The sequence below is a fragment of the Rhizobium rhizogenes NBRC 13257 genome (genome assembly GCF_000696095.1).
Taxonomy (GTDB): domain Bacteria; phylum Pseudomonadota; class Alphaproteobacteria; order Rhizobiales; family Rhizobiaceae; genus Rhizobium; species Rhizobium rhizogenes.
Map to the genome: position 1 here is coordinate 139,876 of NZ_BAYX01000004.1, position 21,828 is coordinate 161,703.

The following is a 21,828-nucleotide window of genomic DNA, read 5'->3' on the forward strand; positions in this document are numbered from 1 at the left end:
TCAATGCCAACGACTGCCAATTGCAAGATGAAGACCCGAACAGGGAGTGACCTGATGACCACCGTCCATCTCGATATCAATGGGCGCGAGCACGAGCTTTCGCTTGATCCGCGCGTGACGCTTCTCGATGCCCTTCGTGAGCATCTCTGTCTGACCGGCACCAAGAAAGGCTGCGATCAGGGCCAGTGCGGTGCCTGCACCGTCCATGTCGACGGCGAGCGCGTGCTTTCCTGCCTGACGCTGGCCGCTCAGGCCGAAGGCCGCAAGGTGACCACGATCGAGGGACTGGCCGCTGAAAACGGCGACCTGCATCCCGTCCAGGCCGCCTTCCTCGAACATGATGCCTTCCAGTGCGGCTATTGCACGCCGGGGCAGATCATGTCGGCGGTTGCCTGCATCCGCGAAGGCCATACCGGTTCTGATAATGAAATCCGCGAATATATGGCCGGCAATCTCTGTCGGTGCGGTGCCTATCCGCATATCGTCGCCGCCGTGCGCGAAGCCGCGGAGGCCGCCCGATGAAAGAGTTTTCCTATCTCCGCGCCGGCTCCATTGATGAAGCCCGGCAGGCTAGCGCCTCTTCCGCCGTCGCATTGCTCGCCGGCGGCACCACGCTGCTCGACCTTGCCAAATGCGGTATTGCCGAGCCCGGGACGGTGGTGGATATCACCCATCTCTCCGGCCTCGATGCCATCGCTCTTACCGATCAAGGCGTTACCATCGGTGCGCTGGCAAAGATGAGCCGGGTCGCCGACGACGCCAATATCAAGATGCTGTTCCCGGCCGTATCAGAGGCGCTGTCGCTGGCGGCCTCGGCGCAGATCCGCAACATGGCAACAATCGGCGGCAATCTGATGCAGCGCACGCGCTGTCCCTATTTCCGCGATCCAGCGACCTTTGCCGCCTGCAACAAGCGTGCGCCCGGCTCCGGCTGTTCCGCCATTGGCGGGATCACCCGCAATCATGCGGTTCTCGGCACCAGCGACGCCTGCATCGCCACCAATCCCGGTGATCTTGCTGTCGCCTTGGTGGCCTTCGACGCTGTCGTGCATCTCGGTGACCGTCGGATCGCCGTTGACGACTTCTTCCTTCTGCCGGGCACGACCCCCGAGCGGGAACACGCAATTTCGCCCGGCGAGATGATCACTGCGGTGACGATTCCGGCATCCGCCGCCGCGCGTCGCTCGACCTATCTCAAGGTTCGCGACCGCCAGTCCTATGAGTTTGCGGCGGCGAGCGCTGCTGTTGGCCTCGAGCTGGAGGCGGATGGCAGAACCATTCGCGATATCAGGGTGGCGCTTGGCGGTGTCGCGACCAAGCCGTGGCGCGCCCACGCCGTTGAAGCGGCCTTGAGGGGCAAGGTGCTGGAGGCGGGTGCGGTCAAGCGCGCCAGCCTGTTTGCTGTCGAAGGCGCCGTCGATCATGGCGCCAATCACTACAAGATCGAGCTTGCGCCGCGTGTCGTCGAGCGCGCTATCCTGACGATGGGAGAGATAGTATGACCATCATGGAAACCAGAAAGCACGGCGCGGCTGATGGCGCCCTCGGCGGACGCCTGTCGCGCCTTGACGGCACCGCGAAGATCAAGGGCGAGGCCGACTATGCCGTCGAGCGCGATCTCGAAGGGCTCGCCCATGCGGTGATGGTGCAAAGCACGATCGCCGCCGGCCGTATCGTCGACATCGATACTTCAGCGGCGGAAAAGGCGCTGGGAGTCCTGCTCATTCTGACGCCGGACACCATGCCGGATCTGAACTCGCCGACCACCTGGCTCGATACGCCTGGTCCGGAAGGCCCGTACCGGGCGCTGACCAGTGAGATCACTTATAGCGGCCAGCATGTCGCCATCGTCGTTGCCGAAACCTTCGAGCAGGCAACGGCGGCGGCGGCGTTGGTGAAGGTGAGCTATGAGGAAGCGCCGGCCGTCTATAGCCTTGAGGATCCGAAGGGTGGCGAGGGTTTTCCGCTCGACCCGATGACCAAGGAATGGGGCGATGCCGCAGCCGCCCTTGCCGCCGCGCCCGTCAGGATCGAAGCGGAATACAAGACGCCGCGCGAATACAACGTGCCGATCGAGCCGCATGGGCTGATTGCCAAGTGGGACGGCGACAGGCTGACCCTCTGGGAGGCCAGCCAATGGATCGACGGCATGGCACGCACCTATGCCGAATGGTTCGGCGTGCCCTTCGAGAATGTGCGGATGATCTCGCCCTATATCGGCGGCGGCTTCGGCTCCAAGGCACTCGCCTTGCCGCACGGCGCGGTCGGCGTCATGGCGGCGAAGCTGCTTGGCCGTCCGGTCAAGCTGGTCATCACCCGGCCGCAGACCTTTACCTCCTTCGGTGGCCGTCCCGGCACGCGCCAGACGATTGCGCTTGGGGCCACGAAGGACGGCAAGCTCACCTCCATCGTCCAGACCGGTGCCAATGAGACGTCGATGGGTGACGTGGCCGTCGAGCCGTTGGGTGTGGTCACCGCGATCATGTATGCGACGCCCAATCTCTCGTCGCGGCAGAACATTGTGCCGGTGAACACGGTCAAGCCCGGTGCCCTGCGTGCTCCCGGCGAAAACCCGAGCGCCTTCGGCATCGAAAGCGCCATGGACGAGCTTGCCCATGAACTCGGCATGGATCCGCTGGAAATCCGGCTGATGAACTATGCCGAGCGGGATCAGGAGGCGGACAAGCCCTGGTCGACGCGGCAATTGCGCGAGGCTTTCGAGGCCGGCGCGAATGCGTTCGGCTGGGCGAAGCGCTCGCATGCGCCGCGATCGATGCGCGACGGCAAGCAGTTGATCGGCTGGGGCGTCGGCGCCGGCACCTATCCGGTGCGCCGCACGCCGGGTGAAGCGCTTGTGCGGATCCTGGCCGACGGATCGGCGGAGGTGGCGAGCAGCGGCATCGACATGGGGCAGGGGACCTACACGATCCTGGCGCAGACGGCGGCGGAAACGCTCGGCATTCCGATCGAGCAGATCCGCGTCAAGCTCGGCGATTCCGCCCTGCCGCGCGCGCCGGTTGCCGGCGGCTCGCAGCTCGCCAACCTGATGACCGGTGCCGTCTACAAGGCGGCGATCGCCGCCCGCGATGAGCTCGTGGGTCTGGCGATCAACGATCCCAATTCGCCGCTTCGTGACCTGCAGGCCAATACACTGACCGTTTCGGAAGGTCGCATCCTGCCGCCACGCGATGGCGGCGACGGCATCGCCATTGCCGACCTGTTGCGGCAGATCGGTCGCGACAAGATCGAGGTGCTGCGCAACACCTTGCCGGACGACAAGCAAAGCAAGGCGGATATCTACCGCAACTTCTCGACCATCGCGACCATGCGGTCACCGACGGAGGGTGAGTATTCGCTGCATAGCTGGTGCGCGCATTTCATTGAAGTGCGGGTCGACGAGGATTTCGGCACTGTGCGCGTCTCGCGCGTCGTCTCGGCACTCGATTCCGGAAGGCTCTACAATCCGAAGCTCGCCGAAAGCCAGTGGAAAGGCGGTATCATCATGGGCATCGGTCAGGCGCTGCTGGAGGAGGGCATTGTCGATGAGCGTTACGCGCGCGTCATCAACAACAATCTCGGCGATTACCTCGTGCCGACCAACGCCGATATCCCCGATATCGAGGTGATCAATGTCGGCATTCCCGACCCCCATGCCTCCGTGCTCGGCGGCAAGGCGGTCGGCGAACTGGCAATCGTCGGCGTCGCGCCGGCCATTGCCAATGCGGTCTTCCACGCGACCGGCAAGCGCATCCGCGAACTGCCGATCACACTGGAGAAGCTTCTGTAGGCTGGAGGGGCCAGGGGATGGTCGGGCGTGTGCGATATTCTGCGCCTGATCATCCCTTCGGGAGTTCCCGCGCATGATGGTGCGATAGCCTGCGACTCTTTTACAGTCGCTTCCCCTTGCCTATGGGGAAGTTCGACGGATCGTCGCTCCACGGATTGAAAAGTGCCGCGCCTGTGTGATTCACGTCGGCAATGTTGCGCGTGGTGAAAAACAGGTCGAATTCCATGGCGGTGGCGGCCAGGATCGTGTCGATCACAGACGGAAAATGCTTCGTCTGGCGCTTGATCGTCCCGGAAATCATGCCCCAGCGCCGAATAATGGGATCGCTGACCGGCAGAATTCGGTCGGCGAAACGCTCCAGCAAGGCATCGCGGGATGCCAGATGACGGGAGCGATCCGGATGGTCATCCGGCAGATTGTAGATGCCTTTATCATATTCGGCGATCGTCAGGATGCTGATGAACAGGCTCTCTTCCGGCTGGGAGCGAGCCCAATCTTTGACGGAAGGGGCGCCATTTCGGTTGAGCAGAGACGAAACGACGTTCGTATCGAGCAGCCAGCCGATCAAAGCTCGATGTTCCTGCCGGTGTCGCTCTCGCGCTCCACATCCAGCTCGGAAAGGCTGAGGCTTTCCATGAAGTCAACAAGAGGCAATTTGGGCTTGGCTGGCATCAGGCGGTCGTAGTCCTCGACGCTCATGATGACGACAGCCTCACGCCCGCGCACGCTTACCCGCTGCGGACCATCGTCGCGGGCATGGCGGACGACCTCGCTAAACCGCGCCTTGGCGGTCTCAAGGCTCCATCGACCGCCCTGGTGAACGGCGGTCTTGTCGCTCTTCGGCAACTGTCTGCTTTGCTTACTCATGGCTTCTACCTGGTCAGATAGTCAGTAGATAGCCTATTTGCCGACAATGTGCCAGCAAATGATCGTCGTCAAGGACTGCCGAAGTTGCCGCCGGGACCTGGTCCGGGGCCGCGCCCGAAGCCAAAGAAGGGTGGGGGTGGTGGCGGCTCGCGTTCGGCCGGGACGTCGAGATAGCTCATGATGTTGTCGACGTGGCTGACCTGCGAGCGCAGATTGTCGAGCGACTTGCCGGTGAGATTGGTGCCGGCCGGGAGTTGGGCGGTCAGCGGGTTCTCGTAGCGGCCGTTGACGCGCAGCTCGTAGTAGAGATGCGGTCCGGTCGAATAGCCGGTCGAGCCGACATAGGCGATGACCTGGCCCTGGGTGACGCGTTCACCGACATGTAGGTCGGATGGCGTTGCGGAAATATGGGCATAAGTGGTCTCATAGCCGCCGTCGTGGCGGATGCGGACATATTTGCCGTAGCCCGTTTCCCAGGAAATCTTTTCGACGACGCCGTCGCCGCCGGCCATGATCGGGCTGCCCATCGGCGCGCGGAAGTCGACGCCGTTGTGGAACTTCTTGACGCCCAGAATAGGATGAATGCGCCAGGCGAAACCATCGCCGAGCTTGCCGTTGGGTACGGGACGGTGGTTCAGCACCTTGGCAACGGAATGGCCGCCCTCGTCATAGAATTCCGAGGGGCCTTCGCCGCTTCCCTTGTGCAGATAGTAGCGGTGCGTATCGCCATCGGTATGGAATTCGATGAACATCAGCTCGCTTTTGCCGTTGTCCGCCTTGCGGGACAAAAGGTCGACGCTGTCGGGTGCGTTGTCGCCGCCGGTCAGTGAAATGCCGTTGGCCTTGGCGAGTTTCATCAGTTGGGCGGCGCTTGCCTCGGAAAGGCCGGCCTTTTCCAGCTTGGCGTCGATTGTCGATTCATTATCATCGTCGACGCCCTTGAGATCGACGGCGGCGACTTCCGAAGAGGACGGCGCGTCGGCCTGGCTCTCGCTATAGAGCGTGGAAAACAGCCGGTCGTCGTTCATCGGCACGAAACCATCGGCGTCGTCGCGGGCGACGATGCGCTCCGGCGTCTTGCCGCCGCTGAGGCGGGCCATGATCAATTTCGGCCGCGCGTCGGCGGTCTTTTTCTCCAGAAGCAGTTCCACTCTGTCGCCGGGCGAAACCGCATCGGTCTCCAGGGCGCGCTGCAACTCGTCGCCGGCATCCGCGTCGAGACCGGCGGAGGCGAGGATATCCTGCAAGTCCTGGCGGTCCTTGGGCATCGAAACCAGCCTCTTGAACTCGCGGCCGGATTCGCCGGCAGTCGCTCTCGAGACGCTGACATTCAACGGCACGCCCCTGATCGGGAAGCGTGAGCGCCGGACTGAATCGTAATGGTTGTTCTGCGGATAGATGCCGTGGCGGATCTCGGTGAGCGCCGGCGGCGAGAACAATGCGGTCTCGGCGCGCATGTCGCCGCCATAGGCTGCGTTGATCGCTCGGACATCGCCGGCAGAGGGCTCGGTATCCTCGGCTTTGAAGACCAGCGTGGTGCGATGATAGGTGAAGATGCGGGTTTCGCCGCTCGAAAGCTTTTCCGCCACTTGCGCGAAGCGGGCGCCGTCGAAACGCTGTTTCGTGGCAAGCCGGTTGCTCTTCGGCGTTGCCGGCTGCGACTGGACGAGCTGGGCCGTTCGCATCGGCACGGCCTGCTCGATCGTGTGGTGGGCCAGCAGCGGGTAGAGGACGGTGGCGAGAAGGCCGAAGGACGCCGTGCCGGCAATGCCGATGGCGATCAGATGGCGAAGATGGGCAGAGCGCGGCAGAAAGGGAACGTGAAATTCATGATGAGGCTGCGCCTGAATCGCAGCCTCTGCAGGAAATTGGACGCGCAATGGACTTTCGGCCATGAAGTGAGGAACCCTGCAGACTGCGGTGGGCCCAAACTAGGGCAAATCATGGCGAAATCTAGGCAAATATTACGAGTCTGTTAATTGCCGTGATCGTCCACAGGGTCAGATTCGCGCTTCGCGGGCGATTCGTCAACCGAAGATGGTGTCGTAAAGCAGCTTGAAGTTCAGTGCCAGGATGATTGCGGCGACCAGCCAGGAGAGGATGGCAACGCTCCTGGGCACGACGAATTTGCCCATTTTCTTGGGATCCGTGACGAATTGGACCAATGGGATGACTGCAAAGGGCAGCTGCATGGAGAGCACGACCTGGCTTAGCACCAGCAGATCGGCAGTGCCTTTTTCACCATAAAATGCGGTAACAAAAATAACTGGAATAATTGCGAGACCGCGGGTCAAAAGCCGTCTTGCCCAGTGCGGAATACGCAGGCGCAGGAAACCTTCCATCACGATCTGGCCGGCAAGCGTCGCCGTCACGGTGGAATTGAGGCCGGAGGCCAGCAGCGCCACGGCAAACAGGGTCGAGGCAATGCCAAGGCCGAGGAGCGGCGACAGCAGTTCGTAAGCCTGGCCGATTTCGGCGACATCGGCATGTCCGCTGTCGTGGAAGGCGGCGGCGGCGACGACCAGGATCGCGGCATTGACGAAGAGCGCCAGCATCAGGGCGATTGTACTGTCGGCCGTCGCCCATTTGATGGCGTCGCGGCGGCCTTCGTCATCGCGCTTATAGGCGCGGGTCTGCACGATCGAGGAGTGCAGGTAGAGATTATGCGGCATGACGGTGGCGCCGATGATGCCCATGGCGATGTAGAGCATTTCGTGATTGGTGACGATCTCAGGCGAGGGGATGAAGCCGTGCAGGATGGCGGCGACCGGCGGCGCTGCCGCGGCGATCTGCACGGCGAAACAGACGGAGATGACGATCAGCAGCGCGATGACGAAGGCTTCGAGAAAGCGGAAGCCCTTGTTCATCAGAAGCAGCAGTAGGAAGGCGTCGAGCGCGGTGATCAGCGCGCCGCCGATCAGCGGAATGCCGAAGAGCAGTTGCAGTGCGATCGCCGTGCCGATGACCTCGGCGAGGTCGCAGGCGATGATGGCGAGTTCGCAGGCAAACCACAGGGCCAGATTGACCGGCCTCGGATAATGATCGCGACAGGCCTGCGCCAGATCGCGGCCGGTGGCGATGCCGAGCCGGGCGGAGAGCGCCTGCAGCAGGATCGCCATCAGGTTCGACAGCATGATGACCGAAAGCAGGGTGTAGCCGAATTGCGCGCCGCCGGCGAGATCGGTCGCCCAGTTGCCCGGATCCATATAGCCGACGGAGACCATGTAGCCCGGCCCCATGAAGGCGAGAAGCCGCCGGATCCAGGTGCCTGTGTGCGGGACATGAACGGTGGCGTTGACCTCGGGAAGACTTGGACGTGCGTCTTCGTTCGGGCTGGCGAATTTCCATGCGCGCGGCGCGGCGGCATCCTGACTCTGCGACATACGGGAGGGCTCCGGGGGATTGAGCTATGATCTATCTAAAGAAATATGCTGGATATCAACATTATGCAATAGGCTATATTTCATAGATTTGGCATTATATGGCGGTGCTGCCTTGCGGTTTGGGGCTGACACCGTTTGTGCTCACGCCGCGGCGACTGTCGTCTCGGCATGAGGGAAAAGGAGTTCTCCACCGCCGCATTCGGCAAAATCGGTTCGGCGGTTGCAGCGAACGCGACGAGCGGGTAACTGGGCGCACGAAATTCTGGCGCAGCGGATAAATGCCTGGAGCTGCAAAGGCGACGACCGTTTATGCCGCCACTTTCAAGATTGAAGCCGGTGCTATAAAGATGAAAGCGAGTTTACTAGGACTCGCGAGGAGCTGACCTATTGCCGACGAGAAGACCGCCGATCCAACGAGACGAGCCATTGCTGGATGCGGAGACGCATTCCGAGGGTTTCCGGCACACGAGAGAGGCCACGCGTGGCGCTCTCGTGGAGGATTATGTCGAGCTGATCGCTGATCTCATCGATGACGGCAACGAGGCGCGGCAGGTGGATATCGCGGCAAGGCTCGGCGTGTCGCAGCCGACCGTCGCCAAGATGCTGGCGCGGCTCTGCGAGGACGGGCTCGTGTCGCGGCGGCCCTATCGCGGCGTTTTCCTGACGGATGCGGGCAACAGGATCGCCCAGGACATTCGCGCCCGCCATCAGACGGTTGAAGCCTTCCTGCGCTGGCTTGGCGTCAGCGCCGAAACGGCGCGGATCGACGCCGAGGGCATCGAGCACCATGTCAGCGCCGAGACGCTGGAAGCCTTCCGCCGCGCGATGCAGCACGACGGCTGATCGTGGGCGACTGCCCCTATTCGGCGGCGTCGTGCTTGGAGGCAGCAGGCGAACATCGGTTCGCCGATCCCGCACCCCGTGCTACTTTTTTATTGTAGAAGCACGGGAGCATTTGCCATGGTCAAAACCGACCTCTCCGATATCTACCGAGGCTATATTGCCTGCCTGAATGCGCAGGACTGGGCGAGGCTGGAACAGTTCGTTGATGATGACGTCTCCCACAACGGTCAGAATGTCGGGATCTCAGGCTATCGCCAGATGCTGGAGAGGGACTTTTCCGAGATTCCGGATCTCCGTTTTGCCATTCAGCTGCTGATTTCTGACCCGCCTCATATAGCGAGCCGGCTGGAATTCGACTGCAGGCCGAAAGGAACGTTCATTGGTCTGCCCGTCAATGGGAAGAGAGTGTCCTTTACCGAGAACGTATTCTATGAGTTTCGCAGCGAGAAGATCTGGCGAGTATGGTCGATTGTCGATAAGGCCGCGATCGAAGCCCAGCTCTAGCGCGGGAGTTGTCGCGAGCCAGATGATCCTTGCCGGGCTCAGTTGGCGTTTCGCCGCATCGACCCGATCACGCTCCACACCAGCCTTTCGCCGACATCGATTACCGGAAACGACTTTCCCGAGCGGAGCCATTCGGCAAAGAGGCCGTTCATGCAGCATTGGAAGGCGCGGGCGGCAGTGTCGACGGTCCAGCCGGGCGCGAGTTTGCCCTGCCGGTCGGCCATGTCGATCAGCTTCTGCAGCTTCTCGTACATTTCGGCATTGGCGGTGATGATGCGTTGGGCGGCGTCAGAGGGGTCCTCGGTGAATTCGCAGCCGAGAATCATGATGGCGAAGATACGTTGCTGGTGTTCGTCGTTCGCCAGGATATGCACAACCTCGATAGAAGCCTGTTCGATCAGGCTCAGCGGATCGTCATGGCCATGTTCGATTGCGTGGTCGACGAGTTCTTCCTGCGGTAGGCGGATTTCGCTGTGCAGCGCCGTCAGCACCTCGGCCTTGTCCTTGAAATGCCAGTAGATCGCACCGCGCGTCACGCCGGCGCGCCTGGCGATCTTGTCGAGGCTGGAGCCGCTGACGCCGTTTTCAAAGAAAACCTCGGCGGCGGCTGCCAAAACCTCCTCCCTGGTCTTGGCTGCATCTTCCTTGGTCCTGCGCATTCGATCTTTCCACTTTTGCATGTGGCGCAAATTTATTTCATTTCGCCTCATGCGGTTGATTTCACATGATATTGTCCGGGAACTTGAGCGCCGTCCCGAACCTCATGCCATTGGTCACGTCGATTTGATATTTACAATCATTCATGTATGTTTGTATGCTGCGACGCAATAAAAATGTCAAAACTCGTGGTGATTTTTTATGACGGCGCATCCCCGCTCCTTTTTGCGCAGCAGCTTTCTCGCAGCCGGTGTCCTTTTTCTCGGCGCGCACTCCTCCCTTGCCCAGCAGGCGGGCCAAATGCCGCCGCCGCAGGTGACCGTGGTCGACGTCAAGCCCGAGACCGTGCAGCTCGCCTATGAATATGCTGCGCGCATCTCCGCCTATAGGCAAGTCGATGTCCGCGCGCGTGTCGGCGGTATCCTGTTGAAAAGGAATTTTGTCGAAGGTGCCGAGGTCAAGGCCGGCGACGTGCTGTTTCTGATCGATCCCGCCTCCTACGAGGCGACGCTTGCGCAGGCTCAGGCGCAGTTGCAGCAGGCCGACGCGCAGCTGACCCAGGCGCAGCGCGAGGAAAAGCGCAACATCAACCTCTTCGACCAGAACGCCGTCACGCAGAAGGCGCGGGACGACGCGATTTCCACACGCCAGTTGGCGGACGCCGCGGTCGCCTCGGCCCGGGCGCAGGTGCAGACGGCGCAGCTCAATCTGGACTATACCAAGGTCACGGCGCCGGTCGGCGGCATCACCACGCTGGAGCAGGTCTCCGAAGGCAGCTTGATCGGCACGACGGGTGACACGGGTCTGCTCACTAGCATCACCCAGCTCGACCCGGTCTATGTCAATTTCTCCTTCTCGGATACGCAGGCCGCCGAAGTGCGCCGGCTGATCGACCTCAAGAAGGCCAAGGGCGAAGCGCCGAACCTTGGCGTGAAGATCTCCTTCGGCGACGGCACGACCTACGACCATGACGGCGTCGTCGACTTCACCTCCTCCACCATCGACGCCTCGACCGGCACGCTGCAGGCCCGCGCCGTGGTGGACAATCCCACCCGTCGGCTGCTGCCCGGCCAGTTCGTGCGTGCCACTGTTACCGGCGTCTCGCTCGACAATGCCATCACCGTTCCGGAAATGGCGCTGATGCAGAGCCCGCAGGGGCAGTTCGTCTATACGATCGACAAGGACGGCAAGGCGCATGTCAATCCGGTGACCCTCGGCCAGAAGATCGGCGGCAATTGGCTCGTACTGTCGGGCCTTCATGCCGGCGACAGGCTGATCGTCGAAGGCATCATCAAGGTGCGCCCCGGCGCGCCCGTGCAGGCGGCGGCAGCCGCCGCGCCCAGCGACGCGAACAAGGTAGTGCAGAACTGATGTTGGGAAACAGATTCTTCATCGATCGCCCCGTTTTCGCGGCGGTGATCTCGATCGTCATCCTGCTTGCGGGCGCCGTCTGCATTCGCCTCCTGCCGATTGCGCAGTATCCCGAGCTGACGCCGCCGCAGGTGGTCGTCACCGCCACCTATCCCGGCGCCAGCGCCGAAACCGTCGCCCAGACCGTTGCTGCTCCCTTGGAGCAGCAGATCAACGGCGTCGAAAACATGCTCTACATGCAGTCGTCGAACTCCAATAGCGGCGCGATGCAGATCACGGTCACCTTCGCGCTTGGCACCGATCCGGACCAGGCGGCGATCAACGTCAACAACCGCGTGCAGCGCGCCGTCACCACCCTGCCGCAGGACGTGACCCGTCTCGGTGTCGTCGTCACCAAGCGCTCGACCTCGATCCTCGGCTTCGTGGCGATGTATTCGACCGACAGCCGCTACGATCGTGCCTTCGTCGGTAACTACGCGCTGCTCAATGTCATCGACGATCTCAAGCGCATTCCCGGCGTCGGCGACGTCAACCTGCTTGGCGATATCGACTATTCCATGCGTATCTGGCTGCGGCCGGACAAGCTGGCGCAGTATAATCTGACGCCGAGCGATGTCTCGACCGCCATCCAGGAACAGAATTCGCAGTTTGCCGCCGGCCGGTTCGGCGACCAGCCGAGCAACACCGCCCAGCCCTTCACCTATACGGTGACGACGCAGGGGCGCCTGGCCGACATCGACGCCTTCGGCGATATCATCCTGCGCTCGGACGCCAATGCCGCGACGCTGAGGCTGAAGGACGTCGCGCGCATCGAGCTCGGCACCAAGAGCTATTCGGTCCAGAGCAGCCTCAACGGCACGCCGGCCATCCCGATCGCCGTCTATCTCCAGCCCGGCGCCAATGCGCTGAACACGATGTCGGCGCTCAAGGGGCGTCTGGACGAGCTGCAAAAATCCTTCCCACAGGGCGTTGCATACCAGATCCCCTATGACACGACCAAGTTCATCCAGGTGTCGATCGAGGAGGTGGGCCGCACCTTCATCGAGGCGATCCTGCTCGTCATCATCGTCGTCTTCGTCTTCCTGCAGAATTGGCGCGCGACGCTGATCCCGGTCATTGCCGTGCCGATCTCGATCATCGGCACCTTCGCCGGCATGTATGTGCTCGGCTTCTCGATCAATCTTCTGACGCTGTTCGGTCTGGTGCTGGCCATCGGCATCGTGGTAGATGACGCCATCGTCGTGCTCGAAAACGTCGAGCGCCTGATGACGACAGAGAAACTGTCGCCGAAGCAGGCGGCAATCAAGGCGATGGGCGAGGTGACCGGTCCGGTCATCGCGATCGTGCTGGTGCTCTGCGCCGTGTTCATCCCGGTCTCGTTCATGGGCGGGCTCGCCGGCCAGATGTACAAGCAGTTCGCCGTCACCATCGCGATCTCGGTCACCATCTCGGGTATCGTGGCGCTGACGCTGACACCGGCGCTCTGCGCACTGATCTTGAAGCCCGGCCATCACGAGCCGGTGCTGCCCTTCCGTATCTTCAATCGCGCCTTCGACCGGTTGACGCAGGGCTATACGGCCGGCGTCGCCTTCTTCCTGAAGCGCATGGTGCTCGGCTGCGTGCTGGTCGCCGGCCTGCTCGGGGCGACCGGTTATCTCTTCTATACGCTGCCGGGATCGCTGGTGCCGGATGAAGACCAGGGCTCGCTGTTCCAGATCGCCATCCTGCCGCCGGCGGCCTCGCTGACGCGCACGCAGGCTGTCATGGATCAGGCGCTGGTCAATACCGAGAAGCTCCCCGGCGTTGAAAACGTCTTCGCCGTTGCCGGCTTCGATCTGCTCTCGGGTGGCCTGAAGAGCAGCGCCGGCGTCGCCTTCGTGACGCTGAAGGACTGGAGCGAGCGCAAGACGCCCGAACTTGACGCCCGCAACATGGCTGGCCCCCTGATCGGCGCCAACATGGGCATCAAGGACGCCATGGTGCTCGCCTTCAACCCGCCGCCGATCCAGGGCCTTTCGACGACGGGCGGTTTCGAAGTCTATGTGCAGGACCGTTCCGGCAAGGGCGTTGCCGGACTTTCGGAGGAAGCACAGAAGCTCGTGGCGGCTGCTTCCAAGCGGCCGGAGCTGGCGGGCGTGCGTACCACGCTCGACACCAACGTGCCGCAGTTCCGCGCCGATCTCGACCGCGAGAAGGCCAAGGCCCTCGGCGTGCCGATCAACTCCGTCTTCGATGCCATGCAGGCGACCTTCGGCAGCCTCTATGTCAACGACTTCACGCTTTATGGCCGCAACTATCAGGTCAACCTGCAATCGGAAGCGCCGTTCCGTGAATCACCCGACGATCTGCGCCAGGTCTTCGTCCGCTCCGACAGCGGCAAGATGATCCCGCTCGATACGCTGATCAAGGTGACGCGTACCATCGGGCCGGACCAGCTCGAGCGCTACAACGCCTTCAATGCCGCCAAGGTCACCGGCAATCCGGCGCCCGGCTATACCTCCGGCGACGCGATCAAGGCGATGCAGCAGGTGGCGGCTGAGACCCTGCCGGAAGGCTTCCAGATCGCCTGGACGGGCTCTGCCTATCAGGAGCTGGAAACCGGCGGTGCGGGCACGCAGGCGATGATCTTCGGCATCATCATGGTGTTCCTGATTCTGGCCGCGCAATACGAGAAGTGGAGCCTGCCGCTCGCGGTTCTCACCGCGATCCCCTTCGCGCTGTTCGGCGCGCTGCTTGCCACCTATCTGCGCGGGCTCACCAACGACGTCTACTTCCAGATCGGCATGGTGACACTCATCGGCCTGGCGGCGAAGAACGCGATCCTGATCGTCGAGTTCGCGGTGATGAAACGCAAGGACGGCATGAGTGCGGCGGAAGCCGCGCTCGAGGCTGCGCGCCTGCGCTTCCGCCCGATCGTCATGACGTCGCTTGCCTTCATCCTCGGCGTCGTGCCGCTGGCGATCAGCACCGGCGCCGGCTCGGCCAGCCGCCATGCCATCGGCACCGGCGTCATTGGCGGCATGCTGGCGGCGACCTTCCTTGCTACCTTCTTCATCCCGATGTTCTACCGCCTGATCGCCTGGAAACAGCCGAAGTCGGACGAGGACGACAAGGATGATGAGATCGGCCACCGACCGCACGCGCAGGCGGCTGAGTAGGGTCAAGTATCCCCATCGAGCATCGACTTTGAAAATGGCGCCTTCGGGCGCCCTTTTTGCCACGTAGATACAGGGATCGACGAGCAGAGCTCCCCCTTGCTCGACAGAATTTTCCCGCCATGATGACGAAAACGTGGGGACCCTGTTTCATGGCTTTTTTCGAGAGCATGCTGACGCTGATGCTAGTGGCGTTGATCGCGCTACAGCCGTCGCGAAAGCTTGGTATTCCCTATCCGACCATGCTGGCGATCGCCGGCGTCTTGGTCGCCATGCTGCCCTGGGCGCCCGGCATCTCCATCGATCCGGCATTGGCGCTGGCGTTGTTCATCGCGCCTGCCCTGTTCGATGCCGCCTATGACCTGCCGCCCCGGACGCTGAAGCAGAACTGGATACCGCTGATCTCGCTTGCGGGCATCGCGGTTATTCTGACGGCCGCTGCTGTTGCCTGGGTCGGTGTCGCCTATGCCGGCCTACCGATTGCTGCCGCCATTGCGCTCGGTGCCATCGTCGCGCCGCCGGATGCGGCGGCCGCCACCGCCATGCTTGGCCGATTCAACCTGCCGCGTCGCGCGTTCACTGTGCTGAAGGGCGAAAGCCTGCTCAACGATGCCGTGGCGCTGTTGATCTTTGGTGCTGCCGTCGCAGCCGCTTCCGGCACGGTTTCTGCCGTCGAACTTGTGCCTCAACTGGCCCTTGCCGCGCCCGGCGGCATCGTTCTCGGTATCCTGCTTGGCTATGTCTATATGCGGATCGGGCCGCGCCTTGCCGGCACGCTCGGCGGCTCACTGTTCGAATTCGTCGCCACCTTCGGGGTCTGGGTGATTGCCGAGCGGCTGCATCTCTCCGCGGTTCTGACCATGGTCGCTTTTGCCATGGTGATCGCCCGCGACATGCCGGATCGGATATCGGCGCGCAACCGGATACGGTCCTATTCCATCTGGGAGGCGGCTATTTTCATGCTCAACGTGCTCGCCTTCCTGCTGATGGGCATGCAGGCGCGCACCACCGTGCTGCAACTCTATCAGCAGGATGTCGGCTTCGCGATCAGCTTCGCCGTCCTCGTCTTCCTCACTGTCGTCCTTGTCCGCATCGTCTGGCTGCTGCTTTCAAACCGCGTGATCTACTATCTCCACGCTGCCGGCATTTACAAAGCCTCGGCGCCGACGCTCTCGATGAGCCTGGTCGGCTCCTGGTGCGGCATGCGCGGTCTGGTGACGCTGGCGACAGCGCTCGCCCTGCCCGAGGGCTTCCCTTCGCGCGATCTCATCGTTTTCAGCGCGCTGACCGTGGTGCTCGGCACACTGATCGTGCAGGGCCTGACGCTTGGGCCATTGATCCGTCTCTTGAAGCTCGAGCGTGACGATTCGATGAAAAACGATATCGACAGCGCCCGTCTGGCGCTGATCGATGCCGCGCTGGAGGAGCTGGAGTCGATGCAGGACAGCAAGGCTGCCACGACGCTGCGCGGCCTTTATCGTGGCGACCGGGAGTTGGCCACCCAGGGGCTAAATCCACGCGAGGCCGGCGAAGTCGACGCTCTCAAACGGCAGGTGATCCAGGCCAAACGCACGAAGCTCGCCGCCATGCGCCGCAGCGGCACCATCGACGACGACGTGTTTCATGTCCTTGAGGAAGAACTGGACTGGGCGGAGCTCGGGGCCTCGCATCCAGGCCGGTTCGAGGTTGTCGAGGGGTGAGGGACGCCCTGAGTCCCGCGAAGGGATTGCTGGTGGGCATTCGCGCTCAAGCTGCCGGCGGGCTGATGAGTTTTATCGACTTGAAGTAGCTTTGGAAGCGCTTGGTGTCGCGCGTCAGCACAGAAAGATTACTGACCGCCGCGTGAGCACCAATGAAGAAATCTGGCAAGACACCCGTGCGTGTTCCGCCTGCCTTTCGATATTGTACGAAAACTTTGCCGGCTAGGAAAAGTGCGGGGCGCGGGATCGAAAGGATGCTGATACCTGTCTCAGCCAGCATGTTGTCGAGATGTTCGATCTTATTGTAACGAACTGATATTTCAGCATAAACGACATCATTAATGTAAAGAGAGCCAAGCAACGTTGCGCTGTCGAGTTGGCTCAACGACCAATCGTACCAAACGGGATCATCCGTGATGATATCCAGAAGTATGTTGGAATCGACCAGGATCACCTCAGTCGTCGCCACGTGTCAGCGCCATGATTTCGTCTGTGCTCATGCCCTTTCCGGCATGTCCCCGAAACTTGGCGAACCGGCTATTGCGTTTACCCGCTTCTACCGGCACCACGACAACGTTGCCATCGGCCGCTTGACGAAAGTCGATCTGGCTTCCGGGACCAATCCCGAGCATTTCGCGAACAGCCTTCGGTATCGTCACCTGTCCTTTTGCGGTTACGGTCGTGCTCATAATTGCCTCGGTAATGATCGATGAAATGAAAGTATTACTTTCAATCCCGATTTTCAAGTCACATCGGTGGAACGGTGCCGTTGAGGCCGACGGCGATGCGGTCGGCGGAGACTTTGCCATCGTCGGATGCTTCGGCGGTGATGAAGACGGCGGCGCCGGCTTTCAGATCGCCCTTGGTGGCTGACGTCAGCGTTACGACCGGAGTGCCGTCCGGGATGTTGATCTTCTTCTCGCCGCCCTTGTAGGTGAGGGTCAGCGTCGGGCCGTTGACCGATGTGACGGCATTGGCAACCGTAGCGTTGGTCATGGAACTGTTCGGCTTCGAATCCCATGGGCGGTCGCCCTCGCCGGTGCCCTTCATCGCGGCCGGAAAGATGACGACTTCGATGGCGCCGGCGACGCCGCTGGCGGTCGGTTCATTGGCGATGCCGACGAAATCGCCGGGCTTGATGTCAGCGGCCGAAGCCTTGACGACGCCGGCGACGTTCCAGCCAGATTTCAGCGTGACGGCGATATCCTTGCCTTCGCGAGACTTGATCTTGAGGGTGTCTCCCTCGAGGCTCTCGATCGTGCCGCGCACGCGGACGCGCTCAGTGGCGTTGGCGCTCTGCAGTGCTACGAGCGTCGCGACGACACCGGCGGCGAGCGTCAATGCGCCCTTCGTCAGAAGCTTGCGGTCCATGGACAGTCTCCTTGAGACATTCGCTAATCGGTGGGTTTTCGATATGTCGGCAGAAATCGGCCGGCAAAGTTGCTGGCATGTGGCCATGCTCGATTGCAACGGGGCGATCCTATCGACCGCGCCGTAGCCCCGCCAATCAAACAAGTGTGAGAGAAGCGTGTTCTGTCGCCAGGCTATCCATAAGGCCTTATGCGGCTGGCGGATCGCGCTTGCTGATAAGCTTCCGTATCACCTCGATATCGCGGTTCAGCGGTCGGTCGTCATGATAGTGGGCGACATGCGAGCGCACCAGCCTGTGGATCGCCTCGGTGCCGGGGCCGCGGCTGGCGGTCGCTTCAAGGAAGTCATGCGCCTGTACTGCCGCCATCAGTTCGATGGCGAGGCCATGATCGGCATTGTCGAGAATGGCCAGCAGCTTGTTGGCGGCTGCCGTCGGATGCGCGAGGAAATCCTCTTGGAGGCCCGAGGTCAAGCCGCCGTCGAGGCTGGCGGGGGCAGCGAGCCGGCGGTTGTCGTTGGCGAGTGCCGCTGCGGTATATTGCGCGATCATGAAGCCGGAATGGCTGCCGGCGTCGCTTGCGAGAAATGGCGGCAGGCCGCTCACCAGCGGATTGACCAGCCGGTCCATGCGGCGCTCGCTGATGGTGGCAATCTGCGCCAGGGCGATTGCGAGGCTATCGGCGGCCTGACCGAGCGCCGGCGCAACAGCGTGCGCTTCGGAGGAAACGACCGGCTCTTCTGGCGTGCCAGAGATGGCGGGATTGTCGGTGACGGAGGCAAGCTCGCGGTCGGCGACGCCGGCCACGAAATCGAAGACGTCGCGCGCCGCGCCATGGGCATGCGGGACGGCGCGCAGGCTGAGGGCGTCCTGCGTGCGCCGGCCGATGGCGGCGGTAATCAGCCCGCTGCCCTGAAGCCGCGCCCGCAGGGATGCGCCGACGGTCGCGATACCGGGCGACTGGCGCAGATCCAGCACGGTCTCGTCAAAAGCGGCCATCTGTCCGCCGGCTGCCTCCAGTGTCAGTGCTGCGATGGCGTCGGCCCAGGCGAGCAGGCGCTTCGTGCGGGCGAGCGCCACGCTGAAAAGACCGGTGGCGCACGCCGTGCCGTTGACGAGGCTCAGGCCCTCCTTGGCGCCGAGCACCAGCGGCTCTAGGCCGATTGCCGCCAACGCCTCGCGACCGGACATAGACTTGCCGCCGACCCGGGCCGATCCCTCGCCGATCAGCACCAGCGCCGTATGGGCATTGTGCGTCAGATAGCCAGCCGAGCCTTTCGATGGAACATCCGGCACGCAATCCCGTTCCAGAAAGGCGAGCAGATGCGCGACGATCTCCCGCCTTACGCCGGAATGGCCATGGGCGAAATTGGCGATCTGGGCGGCGATGATGGCGCGCACCTCGCGCGGCTCCAGCAGACTGCCGACGCCGCAGGCATGGCTGAGGATGATGTTGCGCGACAGCCGGCTTTGGGACGGACGATCGACCACCGTGTCCGAGAGGGCGCCGACACCGGTATTGATGCCATAGGCGCGTACGCCGCGTTCGACGATGGCTTCGACGATCCGGCTGGCATGCTCGATGCGAGCCCAGGCGGTATCGTCCAAAATCAGCGTTTCGCCGGCTGCGACATCGGCGATATCTAGCCAGGTGAGGGTGGTTTTGATTGTCACGGTCATTGCCGCATTGCCCTTGAGAAATCCCGGAAATCCGGGGTTATGGTTTGAACTTTAAGGTTTTGTAGAGAGTTTAGGTCGCAAAAACAGGCCAATTGCCTCAAAATGCCCTTCCTGCCGTGGTACTATTTCGGGCGTGGGAAATTGGAGGACCAAAATGACAGCGATTCGCCCATTTTTGATCGGCCTTACCCTCATTCTGGTGCTGGTGCTGATCGCGCTCAGCATCCTGCTGGTCAATCCTGCGCAACCACCCCGTCAATCTGGAAGCCTTATTCCGATGCAGACCGAGCCCGGCGGCGCCAATGGCAACGGCGGCAGCGTTCAGCTTGAAGGCGCAAAGCGCGCTACCAGCGAGTGACGGTCGCCGGGATAGGTGAGGCGAACGTGGGTGATCGGGCCGAGACCGCTCCAGGTGCGCCGTTCGACGACGAGACAGGCGGAGCCCCTGGCGATATCGAGGCTTGTGGCCGCGTCGCTGTCCGCCGCAATGGCGCGGATCTGATGCTCGGCCGTGCTCCACGGCACCTGGTTGAGCAGCCATGGCCCCGGCGGCAACGTATCGAACTCGACCTGTCCGGCCTCGGGAACCGCATCGAGGTTGATGACGCGATCCTCCAGACAGAAGGGCCGGCGGCCGGCATAGTGAATGCAGATGACCTCGAGCGCTGATACTGAGCCGGCAAACTCCAGCCGCCGCGCATCCTCGATGCGACCCTTGCGCTTGGCGTGCCTGACGATCTTATGGGAGTAGGGCAGGTTCAGCGACAGGACTTCCGACTTGATGTCGTGGATTTCCAGCACCGCCGATTGTGCCTGCGGTTGGGTGACGAAACTTCCAGAGCGCTTGCGCCGCTCGATCAGCCCGGCCCGGGCAAGCTGCGTCAGAGCCTTGTTCACCGTCATCCGCGAGCAGTCATACTGTTCCGCCAGCGCTAGCTCGAAGGGAATGCGATAGCCGGGCGGCCAGTCGCCGGAGACGATCCGGCCTTCGATATCGCTGAGGATACGCTGATGCAGGGTCGCCTCTTTGCCTGTGGTCATGCCGCCGATCATTCCCTCGTAAGACCTGGGTATTCGCCGCCTGATCAATCTAGGCGTCAATCGCCGTCAGGAAAAGTTCTTTTCAACCGATTAGTTCGGACATGGCCGTGCGGAACCGTGCCGAGATTGCCTTCCGCTTGCTATGACGGCCGCCTTCGACCTGCTTGCGGCCCTGCGTCCAGACGCAATCGACGGTGACGCCGCCGGCAAACATCCATTGGTCTAGGATCTGATCGCCGGAGAGATAGGGCACCGCGCTGACGTCGAGCGAAACCAGATCGGCATAGTGACCCACGGCGAGCCCGGCCGGCGTCTTCAATGCTACGCCACCGCCGACAAGGGCGTGATCGAACAGCGTGCGCGCCGTCGAGCCGCCCGATGTGGCGACGACATTGCGGGCGCGGAGTGCCAGGCGCTGCGAATATTCAAGCTGGCGCAACTCCTCCGGAACGGAGATCAGGATATTGGAATCCGAGCCGATGCCATAGCGGCCGCCTTCCTCCAGGAACAGCGGCGCAGAAAAGGCGCCGTCGCCGAGATTGGCTTCCGTGATCGGGCAGAGGCCGGCGATCGCGCCGCTTTTTGCCATTCGCCGGGTTTCGTCGTCGGTCATGTGGGTCGCATGGATCAGGCACCAGCGTGCGTCGACCGGGGCGTGATCGAGCAGCCATTGCACTGGCCGCGCGCCGGACCAGGCGAGGCAGTCCTCGACTTCCTTCACCTGCTCGGCGACATGGATATGGATCGGCCCGTCGCCTGCCAGCGGCACGAGTTTTTCCAGCTCCTCCGGCGTGGCGGCCCGCAGGCTATGCGGCGCAAGGCCGAGCTCAGCGCCGGACAATTGGCCGACGATCGTCCGGCAACCGGCCATCAGCGCTTCGAATTGGTCGAGCGAATTGATGAAGCGGCGCTGGCCGTCGATGGGGGCAGCACCGCCGAAACCGGAATGAGCATAGAAGACGGGGAGCAGCGTCAGTCCGATGCCGGTTTCGGCACTGGCGGCACCGATGCGCTCCGCCATCTCGGCGATATTGGCATAGGGGCTGCCGTCCTTGTCATGGTGCAGATAGTGGAATTCGCCGACGCGGGAAAAGCCGGCTTCCAGCATTTCCATATAAAGCTGGGCTGCCACCGCCTCGACATGATCGGGGGTCATCGACAGCGCGAATTTGTACATGACGGTGCGCCAGCTCCAGAAGCTGTCATTCGCAGGGCCGCGGACCTCGGCAAGGCCGGCCATGGCGCGCTGGAAGGCGTGGCTGTGCAGGTTCGGCATGGCAGGCACGAGAACCTCGTGCCGCTCGTCGCCGGCCTCGGCCACAACGCCCACTTCGATGCCGGTAACGCGGCCGGTGTCCAGGATTATCCGGACATTTTCTTGCCAGCCATCGCGAAGCAGTGCCGAGCGTGCATGGAGTTTCGTCATGGTCCAACCCTTTCCTTTTGGATGCCGAGTCCAAAATCCCTCTTG

General features: G+C 62.3%; 21 protein-coding genes. 9 read left to right on the plus strand and 12 right to left on the minus strand.

Annotation, left to right across the window (positions count from 1 at the left end; translation table 11 throughout):
- Positions 1–54: 54 nt before the first annotated feature.
- The 3 genes from RRH01S_RS10130 to RRH01S_RS10140 are packed head-to-tail and all read left to right on the plus strand — an operon-like array spanning position 55 to position 3,787.
- Complete coding sequence (locus tag RRH01S_RS10130; protein WP_034521916.1) at positions 55–522, plus strand: (2Fe-2S)-binding protein; 468 nt, start codon at positions 55–57, stop codon at positions 520–522.
- Positions 519–1,502 (plus strand): FAD binding domain-containing protein, encoded by a 984-nt coding sequence (locus RRH01S_RS10135; RefSeq protein ID WP_034521913.1) that lies wholly within the window; start codon positions 519–521, stop codon positions 1,500–1,502. The genes RRH01S_RS10130 and RRH01S_RS10135 overlap by 4 nt, the downstream gene beginning before the upstream one ends.
- Positions 1,499–3,787 (plus strand): xanthine dehydrogenase family protein molybdopterin-binding subunit, encoded by a 2,289-nt coding sequence (locus tag RRH01S_RS10140; RefSeq protein ID WP_042471438.1) that lies wholly within the window; start codon positions 1,499–1,501, stop codon positions 3,785–3,787. The genes RRH01S_RS10135 and RRH01S_RS10140 overlap by 4 nt, the downstream gene beginning before the upstream one ends.
- Before the next feature lie 100 nt (positions 3,788–3,887).
- Here the strand turns inward: RRH01S_RS10140 and RRH01S_RS10145 are convergent, their stop codons facing one another.
- From RRH01S_RS10145 to RRH01S_RS10160, 4 genes are all read right to left on the minus strand, one after another.
- Positions 3,888–4,355, minus strand: a complete 468-nt coding sequence (locus RRH01S_RS10145) for a type II toxin-antitoxin system VapC family toxin (RefSeq protein WP_042471441.1) — start codon at positions 4,353–4,355, stop codon at positions 3,888–3,890.
- The gene (locus RRH01S_RS10150; RefSeq protein ID WP_034521908.1) at positions 4,352–4,654 is read right to left on the minus strand and encodes a type II toxin-antitoxin system Phd/YefM family antitoxin; all 303 of its coding nucleotides are present in this window, start codon (positions 4,652–4,654) and stop codon (positions 4,352–4,354) included. Before RRH01S_RS10150 ends, RRH01S_RS10145 begins: the two co-directional genes overlap by 4 nt.
- Positions 4,655–4,722: 68 nt before the next feature.
- The gene (locus RRH01S_RS10155; RefSeq protein ID WP_042471444.1) at positions 4,723–6,549 is read right to left on the minus strand and encodes a M23 family metallopeptidase; all 1,827 of its coding nucleotides are present in this window, start codon (positions 6,547–6,549) and stop codon (positions 4,723–4,725) included.
- 132 nt (positions 6,550–6,681) lie between these two features.
- Complete coding sequence (locus RRH01S_RS10160; RefSeq protein ID WP_037219092.1) at positions 6,682–8,037, minus strand: Nramp family divalent metal transporter; 1,356 nt, start codon at positions 8,035–8,037, stop codon at positions 6,682–6,684.
- A gap of 387 nt (positions 8,038–8,424) precedes the next feature.
- On the opposite strand from RRH01S_RS10160, the gene mntR reads away from it, so the two are divergent.
- The gene (gene mntR / locus RRH01S_RS10165) at positions 8,425–8,880 is read left to right on the plus strand and encodes a manganese-binding transcriptional regulator MntR (RefSeq protein WP_037219090.1); all 456 of its coding nucleotides are present in this window, start codon (positions 8,425–8,427) and stop codon (positions 8,878–8,880) included.
- A gap of 117 nt (positions 8,881–8,997) precedes the next feature.
- Complete coding sequence (locus tag RRH01S_RS10170) at positions 8,998–9,384, plus strand: ester cyclase (RefSeq protein WP_042471448.1); 387 nt, start codon at positions 8,998–9,000, stop codon at positions 9,382–9,384.
- Between the two features lie 38 nt (positions 9,385–9,422).
- Here the strand turns inward: RRH01S_RS10170 and RRH01S_RS10175 are convergent, their stop codons facing one another.
- Both RRH01S_RS10175 and RRH01S_RS34370 read right to left on the minus strand, forming a co-directional pair.
- The gene (locus RRH01S_RS10175; RefSeq protein WP_034521901.1) at positions 9,423–10,043 is read right to left on the minus strand and encodes a TetR family transcriptional regulator; all 621 of its coding nucleotides are present in this window, start codon (positions 10,041–10,043) and stop codon (positions 9,423–9,425) included.
- A gap of 61 nt (positions 10,044–10,104) precedes the next feature.
- Positions 10,105–10,341: a hypothetical protein gene (locus RRH01S_RS34370; RefSeq protein ID WP_165586807.1), complete on the minus strand. Its 237-nt coding sequence runs from the start codon at positions 10,339–10,341 to the stop codon at positions 10,105–10,107.
- Between RRH01S_RS34370 and RRH01S_RS10180 the strand changes: the two genes are divergently transcribed.
- From RRH01S_RS10180 to RRH01S_RS10190, 3 genes are all read left to right on the plus strand, one after another.
- Complete coding sequence (locus RRH01S_RS10180) at positions 10,342–11,412, plus strand: efflux RND transporter periplasmic adaptor subunit (RefSeq protein ID WP_234711675.1); 1,071 nt, start codon at positions 10,342–10,344, stop codon at positions 11,410–11,412.
- Positions 11,412–14,570, plus strand: a complete 3,159-nt coding sequence (locus RRH01S_RS10185) for an efflux RND transporter permease subunit (protein WP_034521899.1) — start codon at positions 11,412–11,414, stop codon at positions 14,568–14,570. The genes RRH01S_RS10180 and RRH01S_RS10185 overlap by 1 nt, the downstream gene beginning before the upstream one ends.
- Positions 14,571–14,719: 149 nt before the next feature.
- Complete coding sequence (locus RRH01S_RS10190; RefSeq protein WP_037219086.1) at positions 14,720–16,267, plus strand: cation:proton antiporter; 1,548 nt, start codon at positions 14,720–14,722, stop codon at positions 16,265–16,267.
- Positions 16,268–16,313: 46 nt separating this feature from the next.
- Here RRH01S_RS10190 and RRH01S_RS10195 read toward each other — a convergent pair whose 3' ends face one another.
- The 4 genes from RRH01S_RS10195 to RRH01S_RS10210 form a co-directional block, all read right to left on the minus strand.
- A complete protein-coding gene (locus tag RRH01S_RS10195) occupies positions 16,314–16,721 on the minus strand; it encodes a type II toxin-antitoxin system VapC family toxin (RefSeq protein WP_037219420.1) in 408 nt (135 codons plus the stop codon).
- Position 16,722: 1 nt separating this feature from the next.
- Positions 16,723–16,956 (minus strand): AbrB/MazE/SpoVT family DNA-binding domain-containing protein, encoded by a 234-nt coding sequence (locus RRH01S_RS10200; RefSeq protein ID WP_034522136.1) that lies wholly within the window; start codon positions 16,954–16,956, stop codon positions 16,723–16,725.
- A gap of 58 nt (positions 16,957–17,014) precedes the next feature.
- Positions 17,015–17,638 (minus strand): hypothetical protein, encoded by a 624-nt coding sequence (locus RRH01S_RS10205; protein WP_037219084.1) that lies wholly within the window; start codon positions 17,636–17,638, stop codon positions 17,015–17,017.
- A gap of 187 nt (positions 17,639–17,825) precedes the next feature.
- On the minus strand, positions 17,826–19,316 hold the full coding sequence (locus tag RRH01S_RS10210) for an HAL/PAL/TAL family ammonia-lyase (protein ID WP_042471453.1): 1,491 nt from the start codon (positions 19,314–19,316) through the stop codon (positions 17,826–17,828).
- 154 nt (positions 19,317–19,470) lie between these two features.
- On the opposite strand from RRH01S_RS10210, the gene RRH01S_RS10215 reads away from it, so the two are divergent.
- On the plus strand, positions 19,471–19,674 hold the full coding sequence (locus tag RRH01S_RS10215; RefSeq protein ID WP_034521893.1) for a hypothetical protein: 204 nt from the start codon (positions 19,471–19,473) through the stop codon (positions 19,672–19,674).
- Here the strand turns inward: RRH01S_RS10215 and hutC are convergent.
- Both hutC and RRH01S_RS10225 read right to left on the minus strand, forming a co-directional pair.
- Positions 19,638–20,357, minus strand: coding sequence for a histidine utilization transcriptional repressor HutC (hutC, locus tag RRH01S_RS10220; protein WP_034522133.1), 720 nt, complete (start codon positions 20,355–20,357; stop codon positions 19,638–19,640). The two genes, RRH01S_RS10215 and hutC, sit on opposite strands and share 37 nt — an antisense overlap.
- Before the next feature lie 82 nt (positions 20,358–20,439).
- Positions 20,440–21,783: a formimidoylglutamate deiminase gene (locus RRH01S_RS10225; protein ID WP_042471456.1), complete on the minus strand. Its 1,344-nt coding sequence runs from the start codon at positions 21,781–21,783 to the stop codon at positions 20,440–20,442.
- Positions 21,784–21,828: the final 45 nt, after the last annotated feature.